The organism is Streptomyces malachitofuscus, from assembly GCF_055571035.1.
Window position 1 is genome coordinate 301,959 of sequence record NZ_JBVIGA010000002.1, and the last position, 14,026, is coordinate 315,984.

The window sequence follows — 14,026 nt, forward strand, 5'->3', positions numbered from 1 at the left end:
CGGTCGCCGATAGCCGAAGCAGGTGAGTGGCGATGATGTTCTGGTACGCCCACGGCATGAGCGGGTGGGGCTGGTTCGGGATGTCGGTCGGCATGGTCGCGTTCTGGGCGCTGATCATCACGGCCCTCGTGCTGGTCTTCCGTGCTGTCAACCAGCCTCATGAACACACCCACACCCCCGCCGCCCCCACACCGCAGCAGATCCTCAGTGAGCGGTTCGCCCGCGGGGAGATCGACGAAGAGGAATACCAGCGTCGCCTGAACGCCCTGCACGCCGGCCCTCTCACCAAAACCTGATCACCGGCCGCACCCGGTTGCGGCCCTCTGCCCTCCGCTGAAGGAGGCCCGTGATGAACGACAAGCGCAACTACGGCATGTACACCCTTGCCGCCGCGATCGTCGTCGTCGGCGCCCTGATCGTCGGTGCGTCGCTGGAAAGCTTCGTCTGGCTCGCCCTCGTCGCGGCCTGCCCGCTGATGATGTTCTTCATGATGCGCGGCATGCACGGCCAGAACATGCAGGGCGGCCCCGATCAGCACCGCGACAACCAGGACGAAGACCCGCTGCGCAAGCACGACCAACACACCGGGCCTGGGCGGTCCTGACCGCCCCGGCCGGGCAGGGAGTGAGTGCCATGGTCGCCCTGATCGCCTCGCTGGCCGGGGCGCTGATCCTGGCGGGCATCGTCTATGACATCGCCCGCCTGATCACCCCGGACGAGCCCCGCCGCCCACCGCTGGCCCGCCTGCGTGGACGGCGCGCCGCACTGGAGGAAGCCGAACGGTGGCTGGTGGGCCTTCGCCTCCACCACCGCGTCGACGCGGACACCTACCAGCACCGCATGAGCGGCATCGCCCGCGGACAGCGCCGCATGTCTGCCGTCCCGACCCATCGCGTGGGAGGACATCATGGCTGACGCCGCATACGGACTGTGGCCGCTGGTGGTGCTCAACACCCTGCTGTTCATCGCCTTCGCCGCGAGCTTCTTCCACCCCAAGAGCAAGCGGGACTGGAGGGCGATGGGCGCCTACAGCGCTTTCATGGTGGCGCTGTTCACCGAGATGTACGGCACCCCCTTGACGATTTACCTGCTCGGCAGCTGGCTCGGCTCCCAGTTCCCGCTGCTGAAGGACACCCACGCCGGCGGACACCTCTGGAACGACCTGACCGGCTGGAGTGGCGACCCGCACCTGAGCCCCTTCCACCTGGCCAGTTACGTCGCCATCGGCGTCGGCTTCTGGCTGATCGCCGCTGCATGGCGCGTACTGCACGACGCCGCCCAGCACGACCGGCTGGCGACCACCGGCCCATACGCCCATGTGCGCCACCCGCAATACGATGGATTCCTGCTCATCATGATCGGGTTCCTGCTGCAGTGGCCCACCATCCCCACCCTGATCATGTTCCCGGTCCTTGTGTACGTGTACGCCCGCCTCGCCCGCAGCGAGGAACGCGAGGTCGCCGAGAGGTTCGGCGCCGACTGGGAGGCGTACGCCGCCCATACCCCCGCCTTCTGGCCCCGCTTCGGGAAGCGCCAGGGCGCCCCACCCGTGTCGCACGGCGACCGGCCACCCACGCCTGAGCGTCACACCAGCGCCCGGAGGTGACGGCCATGGCCGCGCTGGTCTGGATCCTGATCGCTGTCCAGCTTCTCGTCACCGGGCAGTACGCCTTCCGCCTCAGGCGTGTGCGGCATCACGGCATGACGAAGGCGCACCCGTTCCGGGGCGCGGCGTCGGCACTCGTGGCCGTCTGTGTGCTCCCACTCGTCCCGCTCCTGGCCATCGACGCACCGCCTGCGGCCTGGGGCCTCTGGGGAGTCGGCTACACCGCCGCCGCCCTGGTGCACGCGTTCGCCGACGCCTTCCGCGATATCCCCGCTCGCGCACCGACGGCCACCCATTGACCACCGCATCCGGAAGTCCAGGAGGAGTCATGCTTTCCACGGGCCACGCCTCCCCGTCCCTGGCGCCACCGGTGCCGGGGCTGCACGTGCTGGAGGCTGCCGGGATCGAGAAGGCGTACCGACGCGGTGTGTGGCCCGCCCGGCGGAGCTTGCAGGTGCTGCGCGGTGTAGATGTCTCGCTCGCGCCCGGCGAGGTGGTCGGGCTGGTCGGGGAGAACGGCTCCGGCAAGAGCACCCTGATGAAGATCCTCGTCGGTGCGCTGAGCGCGGACGCCGGCACCGTGTCGTACCAAGGCCGGCTCGGCTACTGCCCGCAGGAGCCCGTCGTCTACGAACGCCTCACCTGTGACGAGCACTTCGAGCTCTTCGGCCGCGCGTACGGTATGACTCCGGAGGCGGAGCGCCGTGCCCGCCGGGAGATCTACGAGTCGCTGGGCTTCGAGCGGTATGCCGTGACCCGCGCCGACCGGCTGTCCGGCGGCACCCTGTGCAAGCTCAACCTTGGGCTTTCTCTGCTGGCCGACCCTGAGGTGCTGTTGCTGGACGAGCCGTACGCGGGCTTCGACGTCGACACGTATCTGAGGTTCTGGGAACTGGTCGCCGAGCGGCGCGGGGCGGGGCGATCGGTGCTGATCATCAGTCACTTCGTGACCGACGAAGAGCGCTTCGACCGCATCGTCCAGCTGCGGGAGGGGAAGGCGGTGCCACGGTGAGCACCACCGGCCTGCTCATACGCCGCTATTGCACCGAGACGGCACGCAACCCGGTCATAGCCACGATGCTGGTCGTCGTGCCGGTCGTGTTCGTGGCGGTGGCTGCGCAGAAGGTCGCGGACGCAGCCGAGCTGCTGGGCGGGAAGGGCGACGTGAAGGTGGAGATCGCAACCACCGGGTGGGCGGCCGCGTTCATCTCGGCCATCGCCATGTACTTCCAGGTGCGCTCCGCCCGCGCCACCGACCGTCGCCTGGTGCTGGCGGGACTGGCCCCGGCCCGGCTTGTTGGGGCACGGCTCACCACCGGGCTCGCCCTCGCAGGCACCGCGACCGCCGCCGCCCTGGTGACCCTGGCAGCCCGCATGGGCATCGACGCGCCGGGCCGGACCGTGGTGGGCACGCTGATGTTCGCGGTGATCTACCTCGGCATCGGTGCTCTGGTCGGCGCGCTGGTCTCCTCTGCGGTCAACGGCACCGTGCTGGTCTTCTTCGTATGGCTCCTGGACGTCTTCCTCGGGCCGGCGTTCGGCTCTGCGGACCGGGCGGTGACCCGGATCCTGCCGACCCATTTCGCGACGCTGTGGATGATGGACCTGCCCTCCCGCCACGGCGGCCGCATGGGCGACCTCGGCTGGGCACTCCTGTGGGCCGTGACCGCGCTCGCCGTCGCCTGGGCCGTCATCACCGTCACCAGCCGCACCGCTCGAACGCACCGGCAGGCGGGCCAGCTCTCCACCGCGACACGGATGGGGCTGCGCTCAGCGGGCCGCAACCGCGTGCTGTGGGCCCTGCTGATCGCCGTACCAGCGGTCTTCATCCTGCTCGCCGCGCTGACGACGCCGGAGAAGTACCAGACCATGGTGCTGCCGGAGAACGGCCGCCAGGTCACGGTGCGCTTCTGGTTCCCCGATGCCCATCCCGGCTTCATGACCCCGGTCGCCATCGCCTCGCTGGCCGCACTCGTCGGCCTGTTCACCGTCCTCGACGCACGCTCGGCTGACCAGCGACTCGTCCTGGCCGGACTGCGCGCCCGCAGTCTGCTCACGGCGCGGCTGTCCGTCGTCGCCCTGGGCGCGCTGATCGCCACGGCGGCCTCCGTGGCCGTCACGGCAGTTCTGTTCGGCGCCCGCCAATGGGCCCTCTACCTCGCCGCCAACGCCCTGACCGGCCTCACCTACGGCCTCATCGGCGTGCTGATCGGCTCGCTCTTCGGCCGGGTCGGCGGGGTCTTCGTCGCCTTCCTGGTGCCGTTCCTCGACCTCGGCATCGAGCAGAGCCCCATGCTCAACTCCCAGGTGTCCGGCCTGGGGCACGCCCTGCCCGGCTACGGGACCTCCCGGCTCCTGTACGACGCCGCGCTCACCGCCTCCTTCGACGAGACCGGCCCACTACTCATCGCCCTGGCCTGGGTCACCGGGCTCGCGCTCGCCGTCGGCCTGCTGTTCCGCCGCGCCGTACGCACCGCTGTCAGCTGAGGGTGCGCGATGGACGAGGGCGTCCTGCGGACGGCCCGCACTGCTGGAAGCAGAAGTGCCCGTGCCATTGCTTGACCGCACCTACCGGCGCCGACGTAAAGCGGTCGTGGAGGCTGCCGTGGTGTTGCTGCCGGCCCTCATCGCGCGCACCGTCGAAGTACGGGCTTGGGAGAGCGGCGGCGCCACTGCCCGCCCTGCAAAGGAGAAGCGACTGTGCACGACCATCACCCGAAACCCCAAGACCGGGAGGGGCACACCGGCCCCTCCGAGCCCCGGTACGCCCACCCTCCCAAGGAAAGCAGTACCGCAGTGCTCGACGTACGGGGCCTGAACTGGGCCTCCCAGCAGAGCACCGTCACCGCCGTCCTGGGCCGACGGCCCGGCGTGCTCGATGTCGAGGCCAACCCGGTGGCGCAGACGGCGACGGTGGTCTTCGACCCGAGGCGCACGTCCCTGACGGAGCTGCGCGACTGGGTACAGGAGTGCGGCCTGCACTGCGCTGGCCAGTCCGTCCCGGCCCACGTCTGCGACCCGATGGCCGAGCCCGATCCACCCGCCCCGACAGCAACAGAACCAAGCGCACCGCTAGGCGGCGCGCACGCGGGCCACGCGAGCGTGCAACCCGAGACGACAGCCGCGCCCCACGTCAACGAACCGGCCGCACCCGCAGACCACGCCGCCCACGAGCACGAGGAGGCGACGCCCTCACCCCACGAGGTGATGGGCCACGGCGGTCACGGCGCCATGTCGATGGCGGCCATGGTGGCCGACATGCGCAACCGCTTCCTGGTCGCGGCGCTCTTCTCGATCCCCATCGTCATCTGGTCACCGATCGGCGAGGACGTCTTCAACCTGGACGTGCCCGTCCCCTTCGGGCTACGCGAGGACGTGTGGGCGCTGCTGCTGAGCCTTCCGGTGATCTTCTACTCGTGCACGATCTTCTTCGACGGCGCGCTCCGCGCCCTGCGGGCCCGCACCCTGGACATGATGGTGCTGGTCGCGGTCGCCGTGGGCTCAGGCTGGCTCTACTCCCTGATCGTCACGCTCACCGGCGGCGGGGACGTCTTCTACGAGGCGGCCACCGTGCTGGCCTCCTTCGTCCTGCTCGGGCACTGGTTCGAGATGCGCGCCCGCGGCGGCGCCAACGACGCCATCCGCGCCCTGCTCGACCTGGCCCCGCCCAAGGCACTCGTGCTGCGCGACGGCGAACCGGTCGAGGTGCCCACCGCCGACGTGGTCGTCGGCGACCTGCTGCTGGTACGCCCCGGCGCGAAGATCGCCGTGGACGGCGTGGTCGAGGAGGGCAGCAGCGAGGTCGACGAGTCGATGGTCACGGGCGAGAGCCTGCCCGTGCACAAGGAGCCCGGCTCGCAGGTCGTGGGTGCCACCATCAACGCCAACGGCACGCTGCGCGTGCGGGCGACGAAGGTCGGCACGGACACCGCGCTGGCCCAGATCGTCAAGCTGGTCCAGCAGGCTCAGAACTCCAAGGCCCCGGGACAGCGGCTCGCGGACCGGGCGGCGTTCTGGCTGGTCTTCGTCGCGCTGATCGGCGGGGCCGCGACGCTGGCCGTGTGGCTGCTGGCCACCGACCGCTCCCTCGGTGCCGCCATGCTGTTCGCCATCACCGTCGTGGTCATCACCTGCCCGGACGCGCTCGGACTGGCCACGCCCACCGCGATCATGGTCGGTACCGGCCTGGGCGCCAAGCGCGGCGTGCTGTTCAAGAACGCCATGGGGCTGGAGACCTCCGCCCGCATCCAGACCGTCGTCATGGACAAGACCGGCACCCTCACCAAGGGCGAGCCGGAAGTCACCGACGTGGTCACCGCTCCCGGTGTCCACGAAGGCGAGCTGCTGCGGCTGGTCGCGGCGGTGGAGCGGGAGTCCGAACACCCCCTCGCCGAAGCCGTCGTACGCCATGCGGAGGCGACAGAGCGCGTGACGGAACACGCGGAGGGCTTCGAGAACGTCCCCGGTCACGGCGCCATCGCCACCGTGTCCGGGCGCCGGGTCGTGGTCGGCAACCGCCGCCTGGCCGAACGAGAGAACATCGACCTGACGCAACTCGCGGCGAAGCGGGATGAGTTGGCAGCCACCGGCCGTACGGTCGTGATCGCCGCCATCGACGGTCTCGCTGCCGGCCTGATCGGCATCGCCGACGCACCGCGAGAGACCTCCGCCACCGCCGTGGCCGAGCTGCACGCCCTCGGGGTCGAAGTGGTCATGCTCACCGGCGACAACCAGGCCACCGCCGAGCGGATCGCCGAGCAGCTGGGCATCGACACCGTGATCGCCGAAGTCCTGCCGGGCGACAAGGCCGTCAAGGTCGCCGAACTCCAATCCACCGGCCGCACCGTCGCCATGGTCGGCGACGGCGTCAACGACGCCCCCGCCCTGGCCCAGGCCGACCTCGGCATCGCCATCGGCGCGGGCACCGACGTCGCCATCGAGACCGCCGACCTCGTCCTGATGCGCTCCGACCCGCTGGACGTGCCCACCGCCCTGCGCATCGGCCGCGGCACCCTGCGCAAGATGCGCCAGAACCTGGGCTGGGCCATCGGCTACAACGCCCTCGCCCTGCCCATCGCCGCCGGCGTCTTCGAACCCGCCATCGGACTGGTCCTCCGGCCCGAGATCGCGGCCCTGTCCATGTCGGGCTCCAGCGTCATCGTGGCCGTCAACGCACTGGCTCTCAAAGGGCTGCGCCTGCCGGCAGCGGCCTCCCGCGTTCCCGCCCCGCCGGCACCGGCCGCTGTCATCGCCGACGAGCCCATCCGCCGAGCTGCCTGACCCGCGCGGCGGCGTCCGCTGCGCAAAACATCGATGGCGACCGGACCGGCGTCTTCATCGGTCCGGCGGCGTCTGGCAATCACTCAAGCATCCGCACGTTCCCCAGGCCGAGCACCGGAAGTAGTTCCCGGCAGGATCAAGCAACGGGGAAATACGGGGACGCACCCCAACCGCCCTCCCCACCACGCTCGCCCTCGCGTGCTGGCCGACAGTCCGCCGGCCAGCACGCGAGACGGCCGGCGATCAAGCCTGGTAGGCCACCAGCGCCATCATCCCGACCTCGCCGTGATACGCGTTGTGGCAGTGCAGCATCCACTGGCCGGGGTTGTCCGCGTCGAACTCCACCGACAGCGTCTTCTTCGGCAGCACGATCGCGGTGTCCTTGCGCGGGCCGCCGCTTGCGAGCTGGTACGTGTGGCCGTGCAGGTGCATCGGGTGCCACATCTGCGTCATGTTGACGAAGTCCAGCCGGACCCGTTGGCCCTCCTCGACGAGGATGGGGTTCGCGGACGGGTCGTCCATGTCGAACGCCTTGCCGTTGATGGCCCAGTTGTACTTGTCCATGCCGCCGGTCAGCTCGATGCGGTGCACCCGGTCCGCCTTCCTCGACGCGAGCCGGACGTCGTCCGCCGCCTTCAGCCGGGAGGCGCTCAGGATGCTGCCGTTCAGTTCCTTCGGCCGGACGGACGCCTGCGGCGCGCTGCCGGATCCGGTGCGTACCAGGGCCATGCCGCTGGCGTTCTTGCCCTCCGCCAGGGCGACCAGCGGGAAGACGCCGTCGCCGAGGGTGACCAGGACGTCGTAGCGCTCGCCCATGCCGATCAGCAGGGCATCGACCTGCTGGTGCTCGACGGGGAAGCCGTCGGTGTGGGTGATCGTCAGCTTGTGGCCGCCGAGCGCCACCCGGTATGCCGTGTCGCCACCCGCGTTGATGATCCGCAGCCGTACGCGCTTGCCGGGCTTGCCCCGGTAGACGTCCGGGTCCGCGGGGACGCGCCCGTTGACCAGGTGGTACGGGTATTTCACATCACCGGCGTCGCCGCCGAGGAGCTCGCTCTCGGCGCCCATCAGCATGAACCTCATGGACATCCCGCCGGACGAGGACGAGGCGGACGGGGACGCGGAACCGTCGCCCATGTCCATCCCCTCCATGTTTCCCATGTCGTGGCCACCGTGGCCGCCACCCGACCCGGAGCTGTCACCCATGTGCATGCCGCCCATGCCCTGTCGAAGCTCGGCGAGGACTTCGTCGGGTGTGCCGGTGACTCCGTCGACCCAGTCGTCCAGGACGACGACCCACTCGTCGTCGTACGACAGCGGTTCCTTCGGGTCCTCGACGATCAGCGGCGCGTACAGGGCCCGGTCGAGCTGGACGCCGACATGGGGGTGGAAGAAGTAGGTGCCGGGGGCGTCGGTGAGGAAGCGGTAGGTGAGGTTGGAGCCCGCCCGCACCGCCTTCTGGGTGACCGGGGGCACGCCGTCCATGTCGCTGCGCAGGGCGAGGCCGTGCCAGTGGATGGACGTGGTGGTCTTGTTCGGCAGCTGGTTGGAGAGTTCGGCGGCCAGCGTGTCGCCGACCGACAGCCGGATCTCCTTGCCGGGGGTCCGGCCGCTGAAGGCCCAGCTCTTGGCCATGACGCCGCCGCCCAGGTCGAGCATGGCGGGCGCGGCGGTCAGGGTCACGTTGCGCACCTTGCCGGTGCTGGGGCGCTTCTTCTCGGCTGCGGCTACCGCCGAGCCGGAGGGGCTCACCAGGGAAGGCGTACTGCCGGAGCCGCTGCTGCAGGCGGCGAGCGCGCCCGCGCCCGCGACGCCGAGGCCGGCCAGCAGGACGGAGCGGCGGTCGATGCTGTTCATAGGGGTTGTCCTCAATCTCTCTGTACGCATGGGCGGACACGTGCGCAGGCGGCTCCTCGGCGTGAGAAATCGGCGAGGAGGCCGTTGGGCACGGCCTAGATGCGCAGCTGAGAGAGAACGGACAGATCCGGGGGCGCTCGGCCCACCGCGCCGGCCGGCACCGCACCAAGGGCAGCGGCACCGTGAGCGTTGAGATCGCCTGACGCCGATGAGTCCGCCGGTGGCACGAGAGTGACCTCGTCGACGCTCACCGGCGCGCAGTGCTGCATGCCCATGCCGGCACATGCCGCACTGTCGCTGCCGTCTGCGGCGGGTCCGGCACCTGCGGCGGCTGCCGGCGACGCGGCCGCGGCTGCGTGTGCGTGCCCGGACGTCTCCATGGCCCGCGGCGCGGGATCGCCCGTCATCACCATGCCCCCGGGCATCACGTGCACGGCGGACGACGGTGACGGGGCCATGGGCGCGGCCGTCGCCTCGTGGTGGATCAGTACGGCCAGCGCGGCGAACAGGGCGATGACAACAGCGCGCGTCCAGCGGGCGGCGTCACGAGGGGCGCTGGTCCGCGAGGCGAGGGCTGCCTGTACCGCCATCACTTCCCTTTGGGCTTTCGTCGAGAGGATCGCCGGATCAATATACCCCTCAGGGGTAAAGGGCGGATGAGGTGGACTCGCGATGCAGGGCACGAGGAGCTCCGGGCACTAGCGCATGAAGTCACCAAGGGGGCCTCGGGAATAGCGCGCCGGCCTCTTGACCACGGTTCTCGGCCACTTGAGTGGCCTGCCTGTGCTCCCGTCCCTGAACACCCGCACCCTCCACTACGTACTCAGGGCATCAGTAGTGGTCAGCCCGATATGGAGGGCAGCAATGGGAAGTCCGGCCCTGACCTGGTCGCTGGTGGCCGTCTCCGTCCTCGTCGCCATGGTGAGCCTGGCCCGGCTGGCGGCGGCCGACAGCAGAGAAGTCCGGTTCGCCGCAGGAGGCGACCTGGTCATGGCCGGGGGCATGGCCGCCATGTTCCTGCCCGCCACCTCGGCGTCCTTCGGGGACCACGGCGCGTTGTGGGTGACGGTGTTCGCCGCCATCGGCCTCGGCGGAATCGTGCTGTCCGTACGCCACACACGGCGACACGGCTGGCGCCGCGGTCGGCACTGGGCGCACCACATCATCGGCAGCGCCGCCATGGTGATCATGACGCTTGCCATGCCCGGCAGCACCTCCGGTCCCGTTCTCGCCCTGGGCACGTCCGGACACGGTCATGGTCATGGTCATGGAACAGCGAACACGGAAGGTGCCCCGGAAGCGATGGACGCGGCCGGAATGGCGGGGATGGACCACTCCATGACGGGGATGTCAGGTGCCGGCCATTCGGGGATGGCCGGTCACGACATGGCCTCCGCCAGCACGCAGGCAGCAGCGTCCTCAGGTTCCGCCTCGCTCTGGCGTCTGGTCCTGATCGGCCTCGCCGTGTACTTCGCACTCTCGATCGCCGCGTCCCTGTGGACACGCTTCCGCAGCGCCGACCAGTCCGCCGCGGCAGCAGGCCGCCGCAGTGGCCGGTCCCGCTGGATGCGCCACGCTCTGGCCCTGCCCGACGCCGTGGTCGTGTTCATCGCGTCGCTGGCCATTTCCGTGTGGGACCGGACCCGGCTGAGGAGCGAGAAGCACCGTTCCCACGTGGCCGCGGGCGGCCGGCGCCGCCGGCGGGCGCCGGGCACCTCACCCGGTGCGGCACTGCTGGCCCATATCGGCATGGGCAGCACGATGTCCGCGATGCTGGTCATGATGGCTGCCTAAGGGGACGGCCGGCCGCCAGCCTGGCGTCGGGGCCGGGACCGCCGTCCTGCGACGAGGGCCTTTTGGCCGCATCCTTCAGTCAGCCGCATGACCGTGCGGCAGTCGACCGCCTGGATTTGCCGACGCTGCTCTCGACAGAGTCGACGACACCGGTCTTCAGACGGGTTTCCTCCGTGGACGCATTCGCCACAACTCCGGGCCCGGCCGTGGCGAGTGAGAGCTCGGAGCACCACGTCATCCTGCGGTGATCTCCGGCTCGACCGGGACGACTGCCGGCTGGTTCGGGTACCGCTGGTCGTAGCGCCGGACCTTCCACAGCACGACAGCGCCGATCCACGTGACGAGGAAGGTGGCCACAATGGCGATGCCGATGGCGTTCAGGTCGATACCGCTGAGCAGCTTCCACGGCTGGCGGCCGTCCACCCCGAGCCGTTCGGCGAGAAGCGAGACCAGTTCGATCGTGCCCACGACGAACGCCACGAAGATCGACAGCCCTGTCATGGCGAGGTTGTAGTAGATCTTCCGGACCGGGTTGGAGAACGACCACTCGTACGCCTTCGACATGAACACCCCGTCGGTGGTGTCCATCAGGCTCATGCCCGCGGCGAAGATCAGCGGCAGGGCGATGATGGCGAGTGGCGGCAGACTTCCGTCGGCAGCGGAACCGGCCGCCAGGCCGAGGGCACCGACTTGTGTGGCGGTGTCGAAGCCGAGGCCGAAGAGCAGGCCGACGAAGTACAGCTGCCAGCTGTGGTTGATGAAGCGGTTGTAGCGCCCCTTGAACACCCGGTTCATCAATCCCCGGTCGGCGAGCAACTCCTCGAGTTCCTCCGGCTGGTGGCGTCCGGCCTTCGCCTCTCGCCAGGTCCGCACGATGCCCCGCAGCACAGCCAGGTTCAGTGCCGCGATGGCGTAGAGGAAGAGGCCGGAGACAAGCGTGCCGATGACCCCGCCGATCTCCGCGAAGCCCGACTGGAAGCGGTTCGCGGCCTGGGCGGCGAAGGCGACGGCGACGGAGAGCGCGAAGACGACCGTGGAGTGCCCTAGAGAGAAGGCGAGACCGACGCCGAGCGGCCGCTTGCCCTTCTGGAGCAGATAGCGAGTGGTGTCGTCGATGGCGGAGATGTGGTCCGCGTCGAAGGCGTGCCGCATACCGAGGGTGTATGCAAGGCCCGCCGCTCCGGCATAGAGCAGCTCTCCCTGGCTGTTCGCCAGGTCGTGATAGCGGGCGTTGTAGTACGTGAACAGGCCGAATCCCGCGACGTGCAGGGCCGCAACGAACCCGTACATGGCAACGAGCCGACGCATCTCACCGCTGTCGAACCGGCGAGCCCGCTTTCCGGCCCGCGGGGGCGGCGCGGTGGTCGCGCTCGTCATCGGCTTCCTCCGGTCGGTACACGGAACGATGCGCATGGATCCTACTTGCGATGTCTATGCAGAAGCAGGTGATGTGTGTCACCGTTCTGCTGGGCCCTACTTCCGGTGCAACCGCCGGAACTATGCCGTGCGGATGTGCCTCACGGCAGCTCTGCTGAGGTGTGCTCAGCCTGTGGCCGATGCGCCCTTCGGGCGCTTGGCGCACGTCCGGCCGCGTTTCGTGGACTCGCGTATACGCCAACCTCTGTGGCCGATGTCGTACAGCGTGTCCGCAGCCGGCAGGAGTGGAACCGGAGCACGGAATCGGCTTCGTCAGCGAAGGGTTGCGGCTCGGTCGTCTCCTCCTTGCCTTCACGGGTGTAGAGCACCGGTACGCTGATGCGCCGCGACAGTTGCGGGGGTGCCATGTCGGCGCCACGGCGAGATGACGGAGCGTATGAGCAACGGAGCCAGTGCAGGGCGAGGCGCGATCGGGCGTCTGCTGCTCCTGCTGCTGCTCGCTCTCGGTCTGATGCACCTCCTCGCCCACGCGGGCAGCGCCGATACCGGCCACGGGAGCGAAACTCCCGCCCATGTGCACGCACAGCAACAGGCGCAGGCCGTGCGCGGCGCTTCGGCTCCCCTAGTCCTGGCGGCTTCCGTGGAGGAGGAGCATCACGGCTTCGGGGAGGCGGCCGAAGTCGGGCTGTGTGCCACCGTCCTCGGCTGCTGCGCACTGCTGGCAGCCGGCCGGCGAGGGGTCCGCGGACGCGCTGTCGCCCTGCGCGACTCGCTGGTGAGGCGGCTCCGCGCACACCATTCCGGCATTCGCCGGTGTCTGCCACCGGCTCGTGCGGGAACCCTCACCCAGTTGGCCATTCTGCGGATCTAGGCCGTCGGCATGCGCGCAGGCGGCGCGGTCTCCGTCCGAGCGGAGCGGGGTGCTCCACCGACTTTGGTGGTGCCGTGTTCCCGGCTCGCGGAGCGTCCGCACGCCCCTGCGCCTGAGAAGCGACGTAAACCCTGCCACGTAAGCCCCGGCGGTCCGGTCGCGTGATTCCGCGTGCCGGCCCACCCGCGAAAGGCCCCCTTCGTGTCTCAGCCCCACCTCGTCGACCGCGCCAGCATGCCCTCCCATCCGCAGGCGCACTCTCCTTACCAGCACCCGCAGCATCCCCACCCGTCGCACCAACCGAGAGCTGCGGTCCACGTCCGTCCTGCGGGTTCGCCCGGTCCGCTCACCGAGGACCCGGCACCGATGGAACCGCAGCCCGCACCATGTCGGAGCCGGGCGTCGGAAGCCGACACTCCGCCACCGTCCGGTGGCCGCCGCGGCGGACGCCGCCGGGCACCCAGGCGGACCCCGGTGATCGGTGACTACCTCGGCTACGCCACCACCTTCGTCGGCGCCGGCCTGATCAGCGGGGCTGTGGTGCACCACCCGCTGGATCCCGACCGCTACACAGTGATAGCCCTGATCGGCGCGCTCGTCTTCCTGGGTTCAACCCTGCTGAACGAATTCGTCCTCAAGCGGCAGCGGCCCAGCGTCTCCAAGGTCGTCGGGGTCGTGCTGGCCTCACTGGCGCTGTCGTTCGGTATCGGCATGCTCAGCGGCGGGATGCAGCACTTCGAGGACTTCCCCGAGCGGGCGGCCATGCTGATCCCCTTCGGTCTCGCCCTGTCCTTCGTCGCCTATGTGTTGCGCTACCAAACGGCACGCTGGCGCAGCATCGTCGGCCCGACGGGCATCCTCGTCCTGGTCACCGCGGCAATGGCGTTCTTCGGACTGCGAGGCATCGCCGCCGACATGGCCGCGGAGTCGGACGGTGGCGGACACAGCCACGGCGAAGAGGTGACCGAGGAGGAGAGCACCAAGCAGGAGTCAGGGCACGGCCATGCCGAGGAGAGCACGAGGCAGGAGTCAGGCGACGGCCACGCCGAGGAGAGCGGTACTACGCCGCCCGAGTCCTCTCCGAGTACGGACAGTGGGGGAGAGGCGGGACACGCCGACGACGGCCACGCGCACTGAGCCCCTGCGCTCCGAGCGACGGACATGACGGCCGGGAGCTGGCAGGCGGTCAGCCGTCTGCCAGCTCCCGGCGGACCGCCCTGGCCTGCACCGGTCGCTGCGGG

At 69.9% G+C, this 14,026-nt stretch carries 14 protein-coding genes; 11 read left to right on the forward strand and 3 right to left on the reverse strand.

The features are described 5' to 3' along the window. Nucleotides 1–32 precede the first annotated feature (32 nt). From ACZ44S_RS03910 to ACZ44S_RS03945, 8 genes are all read left to right on the forward strand, one after another. The gene (locus ACZ44S_RS03910; RefSeq protein ID WP_285512808.1) at nt 33–296 is read left to right on the forward strand and encodes an SHOCT domain-containing protein; all 264 of its coding nucleotides are present in this window, start codon (nt 33–35) and stop codon (nt 294–296) included. A gap of 53 nt (nt 297–349) precedes the next feature. After that, the gene (locus tag ACZ44S_RS03915; RefSeq protein WP_285512809.1) at nt 350–604 is read left to right on the forward strand and encodes a DUF2933 domain-containing protein; all 255 of its coding nucleotides are present in this window, start codon (nt 350–352) and stop codon (nt 602–604) included. Between the two features lie 29 nt (nt 605–633). Beyond that, nucleotides 634–915: a hypothetical protein gene (locus ACZ44S_RS03920; RefSeq protein WP_285512810.1), complete on the forward strand. Its 282-nt coding sequence runs from the start codon at nt 634–636 to the stop codon at nt 913–915. Continuing rightward, nucleotides 908–1,606 (forward strand): methyltransferase family protein, encoded by a 699-nt coding sequence (locus tag ACZ44S_RS03925; RefSeq protein ID WP_285512811.1) that lies wholly within the window; start codon nt 908–910, stop codon nt 1,604–1,606. The genes ACZ44S_RS03920 and ACZ44S_RS03925 overlap by 8 nt, the downstream gene beginning before the upstream one ends. A gap of 5 nt (nt 1,607–1,611) precedes the next feature. Then, nucleotides 1,612–1,905 carry a hypothetical protein gene (locus ACZ44S_RS03930; RefSeq protein WP_285512812.1) on the forward strand — a complete coding sequence of 98 codons (294 nt, stop codon included), beginning with the start codon at nt 1,612–1,614 and terminating at the stop codon, nt 1,903–1,905. A gap of 29 nt (nt 1,906–1,934) precedes the next feature. Beyond that, entirely contained in the window at nt 1,935–2,618 is a 684-nt protein-coding gene (locus ACZ44S_RS03935) for an ABC transporter ATP-binding protein (RefSeq protein WP_285512813.1), read from the forward strand. Beyond that, nucleotides 2,615–4,093, forward strand: a complete 1,479-nt coding sequence (locus ACZ44S_RS03940) for an ABC transporter permease (protein ID WP_285512814.1) — start codon at nt 2,615–2,617, stop codon at nt 4,091–4,093. Before ACZ44S_RS03935 ends, ACZ44S_RS03940 begins: the two co-directional genes overlap by 4 nt. A 213-nt stretch (nt 4,094–4,306) precedes the next feature. Then, nucleotides 4,307–6,886: a heavy metal translocating P-type ATPase gene (locus tag ACZ44S_RS03945; RefSeq protein WP_466924191.1), complete on the forward strand. Its 2,580-nt coding sequence runs from the start codon at nt 4,307–4,309 to the stop codon at nt 6,884–6,886. A gap of 243 nt (nt 6,887–7,129) precedes the next feature. On the opposite strand, the gene ACZ44S_RS03950 is transcribed toward ACZ44S_RS03945, so the two are convergent. Next, the gene (locus tag ACZ44S_RS03950; protein ID WP_285512816.1) at nt 7,130–8,743 is read right to left on the reverse strand and encodes a multicopper oxidase family protein; all 1,614 of its coding nucleotides are present in this window, start codon (nt 8,741–8,743) and stop codon (nt 7,130–7,132) included. Between the two features lie 95 nt (nt 8,744–8,838). Next, on the reverse strand, nt 8,839–9,333 hold the full coding sequence (locus ACZ44S_RS03955; protein WP_285512817.1) for a hypothetical protein: 495 nt from the start codon (nt 9,331–9,333) through the stop codon (nt 8,839–8,841). Nucleotides 9,334–9,607: 274 nt separating this feature from the next. On the opposite strand from ACZ44S_RS03955, the gene ACZ44S_RS03960 reads away from it, so the two are divergent. Next, nucleotides 9,608–10,537, forward strand: a complete 930-nt coding sequence (locus ACZ44S_RS03960; protein ID WP_285512818.1) for a DUF5134 domain-containing protein — start codon at nt 9,608–9,610, stop codon at nt 10,535–10,537. Between the two features lie 234 nt (nt 10,538–10,771). Here the strand turns inward: ACZ44S_RS03960 and ACZ44S_RS03965 are convergent, their stop codons facing one another. After that, a complete protein-coding gene (locus tag ACZ44S_RS03965; protein WP_285512819.1) occupies nt 10,772–11,914 on the reverse strand; it encodes a HoxN/HupN/NixA family nickel/cobalt transporter in 1,143 nt (380 codons plus the stop codon). A gap of 436 nt (nt 11,915–12,350) precedes the next feature. Between ACZ44S_RS03965 and ACZ44S_RS03970 the strand changes: the two genes are divergently transcribed. Both ACZ44S_RS03970 and ACZ44S_RS03975 read left to right on the forward strand, forming a co-directional pair. Then, on the forward strand, nt 12,351–12,785 hold the full coding sequence (locus ACZ44S_RS03970; protein WP_285512820.1) for a hypothetical protein: 435 nt from the start codon (nt 12,351–12,353) through the stop codon (nt 12,783–12,785). A 474-nt stretch (nt 12,786–13,259) separates the two neighbouring features. Further along, entirely contained in the window at nt 13,260–13,922 is a 663-nt protein-coding gene (locus ACZ44S_RS03975) for a hypothetical protein (protein WP_285512821.1), read from the forward strand. The last annotated feature ends 104 nt before the right edge of the window (nt 13,923–14,026 follow it).